The sequence below is a fragment of the Flavobacterium sp. genome, from assembly GCF_035292545.1.
In the GTDB taxonomy this organism is placed as follows: Bacteria; Bacteroidota; Bacteroidia; order Flavobacteriales; family Flavobacteriaceae; genus Flavobacterium.
The window spans coordinates 46614-57047 of the sequence record NZ_DATDPV010000043.1 but is presented as its reverse complement, the minus strand read 5'-3'; the positions used below and the strand labels follow the sequence as shown (position 1 = coordinate 57047).

12 protein-coding genes are annotated in these 10434 nt (G+C 35.6%); 3 read left to right on the top strand and 9 right to left on the bottom strand.

Annotated elements, in window-relative coordinates; all coding sequences use genetic code 11:
• The coding region (locus tag VI621_RS07730) for a polyprenyl synthetase family protein (RefSeq protein WP_324217804.1) at positions 1 to 582 on the bottom strand (582 nt) is incomplete at its 3' end.
• Between the two features lie 126 nt (positions 583 to 708).
• Here VI621_RS07730 and VI621_RS07725 point away from each other — a divergent pair.
• Positions 709 to 1545, top strand: coding sequence for a hypothetical protein (locus VI621_RS07725; RefSeq protein ID WP_324217803.1), 837 nt, complete (start codon positions 709 to 711; stop codon positions 1543 to 1545).
• Between the two features lie 49 nt (positions 1546 to 1594).
• Here the strand turns inward: VI621_RS07725 and rlmN are convergent, their stop codons facing one another.
• Positions 1595 to 2638, bottom strand: coding sequence for a 23S rRNA (adenine(2503)-C(2))-methyltransferase RlmN (gene rlmN / locus VI621_RS07720; protein WP_324217802.1), 1044 nt, complete (start codon positions 2636 to 2638; stop codon positions 1595 to 1597).
• An 80-nt stretch (positions 2639 to 2718) separates the two neighbouring features.
• Between rlmN and VI621_RS07715 the strand changes: the two genes are divergently transcribed.
• On the top strand, positions 2719 to 3360 hold the full coding sequence (locus VI621_RS07715; RefSeq protein WP_324217801.1) for an O-methyltransferase: 642 nt from the start codon (positions 2719 to 2721) through the stop codon (positions 3358 to 3360).
• A gap of 140 nt (positions 3361 to 3500) precedes the next feature.
• Here the strand turns inward: VI621_RS07715 and VI621_RS07710 are convergent, their stop codons facing one another.
• The 7 genes from VI621_RS07710 to VI621_RS07680 form a co-directional block, all read right to left on the bottom strand.
• Positions 3501 to 4070 carry a phosphatase PAP2 family protein gene (locus tag VI621_RS07710; RefSeq protein ID WP_324217800.1) on the bottom strand — a complete coding sequence of 190 codons (570 nt, stop codon included), beginning with the start codon at positions 4068 to 4070 and terminating at the stop codon, positions 3501 to 3503.
• Positions 4070 to 4396, bottom strand: a complete 327-nt coding sequence (locus VI621_RS07705) for a twin-arginine translocase TatA/TatE family subunit (RefSeq protein ID WP_324217799.1) — start codon at positions 4394 to 4396, stop codon at positions 4070 to 4072. Before VI621_RS07705 ends, VI621_RS07710 begins: the two co-directional genes overlap by 1 nt.
• A gap of 69 nt (positions 4397 to 4465) precedes the next feature.
• Positions 4466 to 6724: a M1 family metallopeptidase gene (locus VI621_RS07700; RefSeq protein ID WP_324217798.1), complete on the bottom strand. Its 2259-nt coding sequence runs from the start codon at positions 6722 to 6724 to the stop codon at positions 4466 to 4468.
• A gap of 75 nt (positions 6725 to 6799) precedes the next feature.
• Positions 6800 to 7303 (bottom strand): DUF6702 family protein, encoded by a 504-nt coding sequence (locus VI621_RS07695; protein WP_324217797.1) that lies wholly within the window; start codon positions 7301 to 7303, stop codon positions 6800 to 6802.
• Positions 7300 to 8052, bottom strand: a complete 753-nt coding sequence (locus VI621_RS07690) for a hypothetical protein (RefSeq protein WP_324217796.1) — start codon at positions 8050 to 8052, stop codon at positions 7300 to 7302. Before VI621_RS07690 ends, VI621_RS07695 begins: the two co-directional genes overlap by 4 nt.
• Positions 8042 to 8755: a hypothetical protein gene (locus VI621_RS07685; RefSeq protein ID WP_324217795.1), complete on the bottom strand. Its 714-nt coding sequence runs from the start codon at positions 8753 to 8755 to the stop codon at positions 8042 to 8044. The genes VI621_RS07690 and VI621_RS07685 overlap by 11 nt, the downstream gene beginning before the upstream one ends.
• On the bottom strand, positions 8742 to 9512 hold the full coding sequence (locus VI621_RS07680) for a hypothetical protein (protein WP_324217794.1): 771 nt from the start codon (positions 9510 to 9512) through the stop codon (positions 8742 to 8744). The genes VI621_RS07685 and VI621_RS07680 overlap by 14 nt, the downstream gene beginning before the upstream one ends.
• A gap of 169 nt (positions 9513 to 9681) precedes the next feature.
• On the opposite strand from VI621_RS07680, the gene pepE reads away from it, so the two are divergent.
• Positions 9682 to 10389, top strand: a complete 708-nt coding sequence (gene pepE / locus VI621_RS07675; RefSeq protein WP_324217793.1) for a dipeptidase PepE — start codon at positions 9682 to 9684, stop codon at positions 10387 to 10389.
• The last annotated feature ends 45 nt before the right edge of the window (positions 10390 to 10434 follow it).

Here is a 10434-nt window from a genome sequence, read left to right as displayed (position 1 = left end):
ATCATCTTCAATAACTGATTTTGCACCAAGGGCACAACAAGCCGCAATTAATGTAGCTGTTTTCTTTCGGATAATTTCGTAATAAATGTCTTCGGTAATGTCTAATCTTCGTGCTTTTTCGATTTGGAGTAGCTCGCCTTCGCTCATTTCACGAACCGCCACCGAAATAATTCTCAATAAATCGAAATCTCCGTTATCAATAGATAGCAACAGTCCTTTAGATAATAAATAATCACCAACTAAAACGGCTATTTTATTTTTCCAAAGTGCATTAATCGAGAAAAAACCTCTTCTGCGATTACTGTCATCAACCACATCATCGTGGACTAAAGTTGCAGTGTGAATCAACTCAATCACTGAAGCTCCTCGATAGGTTCTCTCATTTGCCGTGCCGTCGTCGGAAAGCATTTTGGCAGTCAGAAAAACAAACATCGGACGCATTTGTTTTCCTTTTCGATTAACGATATAATAGGTGATTCGGTTGAGCAGCGCCACATTTGAAGTCATCGATTCATGAAACTTCTTTTCAAAAAGTTCCATTTCCTGAAGGATGGGCTGTTTTATTTGCTCTGTGATTTTCATTGATTTTTCAAAGATACAATATTAAGGAGTAAAGTTGCAAAAGTTAAAATTTGTAATTTATTTTATTGACATTAAACCTTTTATGCTTAAATTAGTCTTAAATTAAACTTAAAAAATTAATAAATTATGAAAACAAAAATTTTATTATTCGGAATGTTGCTTTTTTTATTAACTTTTAACAGTTGTGACACTAAAGATGATGCAGGAAATTCTTCCACTTTATCTGCTGATGAAGCGAATGTAAATGCAAAAATTGATGAAATTACTGATGATGTCTCAAAAATTGTTGAAGACCAATATAATGTTCAAGAAAATTCCGGAGATGCTCCGCAAAGTATTCTCCCTGCTTGCGCAACCTTAACAACGGTCGTTTCGGGAAATACCTGGACCAGAACAATTGATTTTGGAACTACCGGTTGTGCCATGCCAAACGGAAATATTTTAACAGGAATAATAATTGTGAGCGGAAGCACTGATTTCAATCAACCCTCACATACTATAACCTATAGTTTTATAGATTTCTATCACAATGCGAAACTGATCCAAGGAAACAAAACTATTGTAAGATCTTTGCAAAGCACAACTGCAAACCAAGCCATCCATCCTGTTGCCAACATGACTATTGATATGAGCGTAACTTATCCGAACGGAAATGTTTATACTCGCGTTGGAACTCGTGTCAGAGAAATGGTTGAAGGTTTTGACACGCCATTGGTTTGGATAGACAATGTATTTGTAATTACCGGAAATTGGACTACCACTTTACCAAACGCAGCCGTTCAAACGTCTACAATTACAACACCTTTGACAGTTCGTATGAATTGCAATTATATCGTTAGCGGGGCAATTACAATTGTAAGAAACAATGTAACTGCCGTGTTAGATTATGGAAATGGCGTTTGTGATAATGTAGCCACTGTTACCATCAACGGTGTTACAAATACAATTACTTTAGGAAACTAAGATATATATTGATTCATAAAAAAACGTCCTGAAGAATCAGGACGTTTTTTTATACTTCTTTATTTGCTAATTGCCCGCAGGCCGCATCAATGTCTTTCCCTCGACTTCTCCTTACTTTAACTACAATCCCACTTGTTTCAAGCGCTTTTATGTAGGCGTCTATTGCTTCTGGGGATGCTTGTTGAAATTCTCCATCATCAATTGGATTATATTCAATAAGATTCACTTTGCAAGGAACATATTTACAGAATTTGACCAAGGCATCAATAGACTCTTTATTATCGTTAATTCCTTCCCAAACCACATACTCGTAGGATATTTTACTTTTTGTTTTTCTGTACCAATATTCTAATGACTCCCTCAAATCTGCTAAAGGAAAATTAGCGCTAAACGGCATAATTCTGGAACGGATTTCATCGATGGCTGAATGTAAAGAAACAGCGAGTTTGAATTTCACTTCATCATCGGCGAGTTTTTTTATCATTTTGGGCACTCCCGAAGTCGAAACCATAATTCTTTTTGGCGACATTCCTAAACCTTCCGGTGAAGTTATCATGTCGATTGCTTTCAAAACATTGTTATAATTCATTAACGGCTCGCCCATTCCCATGAAAACAATATTCGATAAAGGATGATTGTAATACAATCGACTTTCTTTATCTATAGCTAAAACCTGATCGTAGATTTCTCCCGGCTCCAAATTTCGCATTCTTTTTAATCGTGCTGTGGCACAGAAGTTACAGTCTAAGCTACAGCCAACCTGGCTGGAAACACAAGCAGTGGTTCTGGTATTAGTTGGAATCAAAACCGATTCGACCACCAAACCATCATGCAAACGAACGGCATTTTTCACCGTTCCGTCTTCACTGCGTTGCATCGTATCGACTTTGATGTGATTGATAACAAAGCTGGTTTCCAGCATGGCACGGGTTTCTTTCGAAACATTGGTCATATCTTCAAAACTGTGTGCACCTTTGCTCCACAACCATTCATAGACTTGATTGCCCCGAAAGGCTTTGTCGTTATTGGCAACAAAAAAATCACGTAATTGTTCTTTTGATAATGCCCGTATGTCTTTTTTCTCGATTTGCATGGTGCAAAGTTAGCAAGTATTTTGAGGTTTTGGTTATTTGTGAATTTGGTTATTTGTAATTTTGTGAAAAATTTAGAACAATGCACTTCATTTCCCAAGACCTAGAAGATTATATCGAACAGCATTCTCAAAAAGAACCTGCATTACTAGCTGCTCTGAACAAAGAAACGTACCAGAAAATTTTGTTGCCCAGAATGTTGAGCGGTCATTTTCAAGGGCGTGTTTTGAGTATGTTGTCTAAATTGATTCGTCCGGTAAATATTCTTGAAATTGGCACTTATACGGGTTATGCGGCTTTGTGTCTTTGCGAAGGCATGCAGGAGAATGGAATGCTTCATACCATTGACATTAAAGAAGAGTTGGTTGATTTTCAGCGAAAATATTTTGACAAATCGCCTTGGGGAAGTCAAATTGTACAACATTTGGGTGAAGCGATTGACATTATCCCGACACTTGATGTGAAATTCGATTTGGTTTTTATTGATGCTGACAAAGAAAACTACCTCAACTATTTTGAATTGATGGTTCCGAAAATGAACAAAGGCGGAATTATCCTTTCGGACAATGTATTGTGGAGCGGTAAAGTTTTAGAACCTTTGCATCCCAATGATTTGAGTACGAAAGTGCTTTTGGAATACAACCAATTATTGAATAGCGATCCAAGAGTAGAAACTGTTTTATTGCCTATTCGCGATGGATTGACGGTGAGTAGGGTTCTTTAGTCCAGACAATTCGGAAGTTAAAATGATTCGTCTTTTAGCCCTGATGTCAGCGGCATCCTTTTTCTTTTTTATTTAAAAAGAAAAAGATATAGCGTACAGCAGGAATATGATTTATTGAAAAATCCCAAGCTTTTCGCTCCTTATGTTCTTTCCGGGAAATATTTTTTTTGTGCTGCCTGATGCAATTTATACATCAAAAAACCAAGAATTGCGCCAAACAAATACCCGCTAATTATATCTATTGGATAATGCAATCCGAGGTATATTCTGCTGTAAGCAAAGATTAATGGCCACAAAAACAATACTCCGAAGTATTTAAAATAGCGTTTCATTATTAGAAATAAAAACGTGGCAACAGCCATTGTATTTGCGGCGTGACCGGAGAAAAAACTGAATGAATCCCTTTGCTGCACTACTCTGATAAAGGAATTTATTTCCGGATTATTGCAAGGCCGCAGTCTTTGGGTTGCGTTTTTGGAAAAGTTGGTCGCCTGGTCTGTTACTGTAACCAAAAGGGCTACAAATAGCAGTAGAAGTAAGGCTTGTTTTGTTCCTAATTTTTTAAAAATAAGATAGGCCAACAGTATGAAAAGTGGAATCCAATTGATTTGTTTGGTAATTAATAACCAAAGCCCGTCATAGGTTTCGGAACCCAGACTGTTTAGGTAAATAAATAATTCGGTATCGAGAGCTAATATTTTTTCCAACATTACATCTGACGTTTTATAGGGCCTGTAATGTCGTCAATTTCTTCTTTTGCTTTCTCGATTTGGGCTGTTGTATCGCCCAGAAGACTGTCTTTTGCTTTGTTGATTTCTGAGGTTATATCACCAGTGAAACTCGTCAGGGTTTTCGTGTCGAAACCATTGGCTTCGGCCCCTTTTTGGATTTCGCTTTTAATGTCGTTTGTTGCATTTTTTAATTGTGCCATTGCTTTTCCCATGGTACGTGCGATTTCAGGAATTTTGTCAGACCCGAAAAGCATTAGTACTACAAATAGGATGAAAATTAATTCCCCTCCGCCAATTCCAAACATATCAATTTATTTTGTTGCAAAGTTACAAAGTTTTTGAGAAGCAATTTTTTAAAAAATAATAATTAATTGTTAATCAAATTTAGATTTCACTTCTCCTTTTGGCCAGATATTATTTGAAGTATCAATATCGGCAGTTTCTTCTTTTGGATCAACCACTATTTTTGAAATCGCTTTTTGAGTGGCGAAAGTGCGGGATACTTCAGAGTCATTCATATTCCAAATTTGTGCCGGGAAAGTATGATTTTCTTTGGTTCCGTCTTCAAAAGTAATTTCAACAATAATCGGCATTACCAATCCTCCGGGTTTATTGAAGGTCACTTGATAAAAATGCTTTGGCGTGGTTAATTTTGCTCTTTCGTCTGAAGAAAAATTCGCCTGAAGATAGTCGGCTAAAGTTTGAACGGCTGACGTATCGAATGCTTTGTCCATTTCAGGTTTAAAATCGGCGCTTCCTTCGGCAATCATATAGACTAAAGGTCCAGCCGGAGCAGGTCTTCTTCTTCGGGTTGGTTTTTTATCGACAGCTTCTTTTGGAGTTTCACTGCTTACAAAATATCTTTTTACTTCTTTTATTCCAATATCATTAAAATCAGTGGTGTAAAACCAACCTCTGAAAAACCAATCCAAATCGACTGCCGAAGCATCTTCCATGGTTCTAAAGAAATCTTCTGGTGTTGGATGTTTGAATTTCCATCGGTTTGCAAAGGTTTTGAAAGCAAAATCAAACAATTCTCTACCCATGATGGTTTCTCTCAAAATATTTAAAGCTGCCGCAGGTTTTCCGTAAGCGTTATTCCCAAACTGACGAAGACTTTCAGAATTCGACATAATAGGCTCTAATCCTTTCTGGTCGCCGCTCATGTAAGGAACAATCATTTTGGCAGGACCGCGATCTACAGGAAATGTGGCTTCCCATTCGATTTCTGCTAAATATTCCATAAAAGTATTCAATCCTTCGTCCATCCAGGTCCATTGACGCTCATCTGAATTGACAATCATTGGAAAGAAGTTATGTCCCACTTCGTGAATAATCACACCCAACATACCATATTTTACCCGGTCAGAATATTTTCCGTCTTCATCAGGACGACCAAAATTCCAGCAAATCATTGGATATTCCATTCCCTGGTCTTGTGCGTTAACTGAAACTGCTTTCGGATAAGGATAATCAAAAGTATGGCTTGAATAACTTTTTAAAGTATGTGCCACTGCTCTTGTCGAGTATTGTTCCCATAATGGATTTCCTTCTTTCGGATATAATGAAGTTGCCATCACGGTTTTGCCTCCTAATTGTACGGCCATCGCATCAAAAATAAATTTTCTTGAGGTGGCAATTCCAAAATCTCTTACGTTTTCCGCTTTATATTTCCATGTTTTCTTCTTGTCGGAAAACGATTTTTCAGCTACTGTTGCTTCGGCTTGCGTAACAATTATTACAGGCTTTTCGAATGATTTTTCGGCTAAAGCATATCTTTTCACTTGTTCTGCGGTAAAGACGTCACTTCTGTTTTGTAAAACTCCGGTTGCTTCCATCACGTGATCTGCCGGAACAGTAATATTCACTTCGAAGTTTCCGAAAGGCAACGCAAATTCTCCATTACCCCAAAACTGCATGTTTTGCCAGCCTTCAACATCATTGTAAACTGCCATTCTTGGATAGAATTGGGCGATTACATATAGATTATTTTTGTCTTTCGGGAAATGTTCGTATCCTGAACGACCGCCTTCAACCATATAATTATTGATATTATACCACCATTTTATAGAAAAAGAAATGGTCGCTCCGTGCTTTAATGGTTTTGGCAAATCGATACGCATCATGGTTTGATTCGTTGTAAAAGGCAATGCTTTACCATTGGCATCTTTTACATATTCAATTTTAAAACCACCATCGAATTTTTCTTCCATGTATTTTCTGGAAAAATCATCAAGCCCAAATGACTGATTCATTTTTTCGTTTACCACCAATGGTGATTTCGAGGTTTTTGCTTTTTGATTTTGATCCAATTGAACCCATAAATAATCCAAAGATTCTTTGGCATTATTATGATAAGTAATGGTTTCAACACCGTACAACTTTGTGTTTTTATCATCCAGCTCGATATCCATTTTGTAATCTACCTGTTGCTGATAATATTCAGGACCAGGAGCACCCGAAGCGGTTCTGTACATATTTGGCGTAGCTAACAAATCATACATTTGTCTGAATTTGTTAACGTCTTCGTGTCCTGATTCTTTTGGTTTCGTGGTCTCTTTTATTTCCTGTGCAAAAGTTGCGACAGAAATCAATGTAAAAAATAAGAGGAAAACGGATGCAATCTTTTTCATAAATTGAGATATATAAATGACAAAATAACTTTCGGGTGTTAAAAGTAATTATTTTTATTGAAGTAAATTAATTTGCTAGTATTTTAAAAACCCTTTAATTTCTCCATCAGTCAACAATAAATTTTGTTTTTTTCCGGAAATCGTAGTCTGGATAATGTTTTGCTGTTCTGAATTCAAATCGATTAAAACGGTATTTTGAATCTCTAAGGTCTTAATTTTTGAAATATCTTTGATGTTATAATAACAAATAACCACATTGCCTTCGAGTTCTTTACTCAAATAATTGATGGCTTTTTGCTGACCATTTACCTTTATGGAAAAATGATCAGAAATGTATTTTTTCATTAAAATAATATCTTCCGGAGATTCATTTTGTTCACCCAAATGCGTTTTTTTGTTGAAGTTTCTAAACAAAACATCATTCAGATCATCAATAAAAATGCGCGACGTGATTTGAAGCATTTTCTTCTCGGGAGCATAATTAATCTGATAAATGGACACGTAAAATTTATGAACACCAAATGAGGTTAATGTCAAAAAAACTAGGCCTAACAAGGTATATGAGATTATCTTTTTCATTTTTCAAATGTAGTTAAACTTTTAAATTCCTTGCTTTTCGTAATTAGAAAATCAATCAATTCAAATTCGGATTCAGATGTTAAGAGTGTTCTTGATTTGGAATCATTCTCACAAAAGATAAGAAAAAGTCCAATTTCGTCCTCTTTCAGCTTCAATGTATTGGTAAAAAAGACTTGTTTGATTGCTTGTTTAGTAACTTCAATGAAATTTTTATCCGAGACAAATTCTTTTTCCTTTTTGCTCTCCCCTTTAATTAATCCAACTATATCCGAAAAGAGCCGGACAAAGTTTACTCCATTTTCAATACTTCCATCTGGCGGCATTAATCTGTTTTTGGGAGAAGATTTTTCATCATCAAAAAATTCCATGTCTGCAATTGCTTTTAAATCAAAAACAGGACCTACATTTCGCTTTTTAGAAACAATTACCTCTTCTAACTGATTTGTAAAGGCTTGTAGTTTTACGATTAAAAGTGTCGCGGTAAAATCTTTTTCTGAAAGAACTATTGATTTAGATTTAAATGCAAAACCTGAAAAAAGCAACGTGTCTTTTTCTTTTGCCATCAAATCAAAAAAACCATCCGGACTGATGAATGTTCTTTTCTTCGAATTTATATTATAAACAGAGCCGTTCTCTAACTGAATCGAATCGTTTACAACCTGCCCATGCAATGGTTTTCTGTCTGATGCCTGACTAAAACAAAATTGACAAAACAAACACAAAATAAGGATTTCAAACTTACTTTTCATTTGCAATGATTTGGTTATAAGTTACTGCCAATTTTCCAATCAAAAAACGCATCATGCCTTTATTTTTGGCTTTTAAAGCGGCAACAAAACTAGCGTCTTCTATGCTATAATATTGAAAATCTCTAATGTAATGAGAGGGGATTTTCAGGGTTTCTATATAATATTTATCTTCATAAAGTATTTCTATTTTAGACAATAATCGTTCTTTTCGTTCTACCACGACCTCTTTTTCCAGCATGGCGGTTCGTCCTGATATCCAGTTTATTGGCCGATCTAAAATTCCTGATTTTGCAGTGTATAATTTTCTTTCGGCAGGAGTATAGCTTTTTTGTCCACTTATAATACTTATCCCTTCAGTGGATTTGTTTTTTACAATTACTTCGTTGAGTTCCTCGATTTTAGGAGTCATATTTATAATGACTACATCCAATTTTAAATCTTCTTCTTCAATTACTTTACGTTTGAAATCTAAATTTATAGCCGAAAAAACCAATACATCACCGGCTTTCGCTAAAATAAAAAAGTCTCCATTTTTATCGGTTCTGGTTACTTTTTCGTTTACTAAATTCACCACATCAATTCTATCGACAGAAGTAGAATCAGCGAAAATTTTTCCATGAATTAACTTCTCGCCGTCCGTTTGCCCAAAGGCAATTTGAGTCAGCAAAAACAAAACCAACAGTAAAGTATTATTCGAGTTCACAAGCTATCATTTCGTTATATTGTACTGCCAATTCTCCCATCAAAAAATTAGTCATTGATTTATTTTTAGATTTTAGTGTTTCTATGAATCTATTATTTTCAACAATATAATACTCAAACCCTTTGACATAATCAACTGGTATTTTTAGTTTTTGGACAAAATAATTTTCATCAAACATTTGATTAATTTTTTCCATCCAAAACTCTTTTCGTTCCACTTCGAGTTCTTTTTTCAGCATTGCTGTTTTTCCGGAAAGCAAATTCAACAATGGATCCGCAGAAAATGCAACACCCGAAGTTCCATCTGAGTTTCCGGCAAAATCAAGTCCGTTTGCGGCTTTGAGTTTTCTTTCTGCCGGTGTATATGATTTTTGCCCTTTTGGAATAATCCCTAATGACACCGCATTAATATTTTTGTGTTGAAAAATCATGACTTCTTTCAATTGATTCACTATCATTTCCATTTTGATAAAAACCAAATCTTTTTCTAAATCAGCTTTTGTAATCACCATTCTTTTCCCTTTGAACTCAACCGCAGTAAACATTAAAGTATCTCCTTCAACAGCCGGAATAGTAAAATAACCGCCATTTTTTGTGATTACTGTTTTTTCGGTTTTCAAATTAACTACATAAATCCCTTCCAAGTCAGCAGCTTCTGCCGTTACTTTTCCTTGTATTGTTTTACGAACCTCTTCTTGCGACCACAAAGTATGGGATCCGAAAATTAAAATTAAAAACGCAACTACAAATTTTTTCATAAATCATACTCAAAACCAAATTGGTTTGAGTTGTAAAAGTATCCTAATGCCTTCCAAATTAAATATTAACGACTTGGTAAAATTGTGTTAATAAATAAAGTAGTCCGATTTTAGAACTGTCATTTAAAAAATACCGTAATTTTGACGTAATCCCATTTATCCGAAAAAAATGAAAAATTGTATTATTGCCAGCACTTCAACTGTCCACGGTGGGGACTATCTGGAATATATTTTACCCGAATTGGTTCCTCATTTCGAAAATTGCAAAACACTGCTTTTCATTCCGTATGCCAGACCAAGTGGTATTTCGCATGATGAATATACCGAAAAGGTACGTTCGGCTTTCGCCAAAATAAACATAGCAGTCAAAGGAATTCACGAATTTGAAAACCCAACAGAGGCTATCGAAAATGCTGAAGGTATTTTCACTGGCGGCGGTAATACATTTTTACTGGTCAGCCAATTGTATAAAAACAAGGCCATGACTGTTCTTGCCGAAACTGTAAAAAAAGGAACGCCTTATTTGGGAACAAGTGCCGGAAGCAACATTTGCGGACTTACGATGCAAACTACGAATGACATGCCTATTATTTATCCGCCGAGCTTTCAGACTTTGGGATTGATTCCCTTTAATTTAAATGTACATTATATTGATGCTGATTCACAATCGACACATATGGGTGAAACGCGTGAAACCCGGATTAAAGAATTCCATCAGTTTAATACTTTGCCCGTTTTAGGATTGCGTGAAGGAAGCTGGCTAGAGGTGAAAGACGAAAAAATAACCTTAAAAGGAAATCTGGCGGCAAGCCTTTTTAGACAAAACCAAATCCCTGAAGAATTAGAAAGCGGAAGTGATTTGAGTTTTATTAAATAATAAAACCCGGCAGGATTGAAAAATCTGACGGGTTTATAACAAAAA

Bases quoted from the DNA above. Each gene is read 5' to 3' on its own strand.
- VI621_RS07715 (WP_324217801.1), top strand. From the start codon at position 2,719: ATGCACTTCATTTCCCAAGACCTAGAAGATTATATCGAACAGCATTCT.
- rlmN (WP_324217802.1), bottom strand. From the start codon at position 2,638: ATGCAAATCGAGAAAAAAGACATACGGGCATTATCAAAAGAACAATTA.
- VI621_RS07690 (WP_324217796.1), bottom strand. From the start codon at position 8,052: ATGAAAAGTAAGTTTGAAATCCTTATTTTGTGTTTGTTTTGTCAATTT.
- VI621_RS07710 (WP_324217800.1), bottom strand. From the start codon at position 4,070: ATGTTGGAAAAAATATTAGCTCTCGATACCGAATTATTTATTTACCTA.
- VI621_RS07680 (WP_324217794.1), bottom strand. From the start codon at position 9,512: ATGAAAAAATTTGTAGTTGCGTTTTTAATTTTAATTTTCGGATCCCAT.
- VI621_RS07725 (WP_324217803.1), top strand. From the start codon at position 709: ATGAAAACAAAAATTTTATTATTCGGAATGTTGCTTTTTTTATTAACT.
- pepE (WP_324217793.1), top strand. From the start codon at position 9,682: ATGAAAAATTGTATTATTGCCAGCACTTCAACTGTCCACGGTGGGGAC.
- VI621_RS07705 (WP_324217799.1), bottom strand. From the start codon at position 4,396: ATGTTTGGAATTGGCGGAGGGGAATTAATTTTCATCCTATTTGTAGTA.
- VI621_RS07695 (WP_324217797.1), bottom strand. From the start codon at position 7,303: ATGAAAAAGATAATCTCATATACCTTGTTAGGCCTAGTTTTTTTGACA.
- VI621_RS07700 (WP_324217798.1), bottom strand. From the start codon at position 6,724: ATGAAAAAGATTGCATCCGTTTTCCTCTTATTTTTTACATTGATTTCT.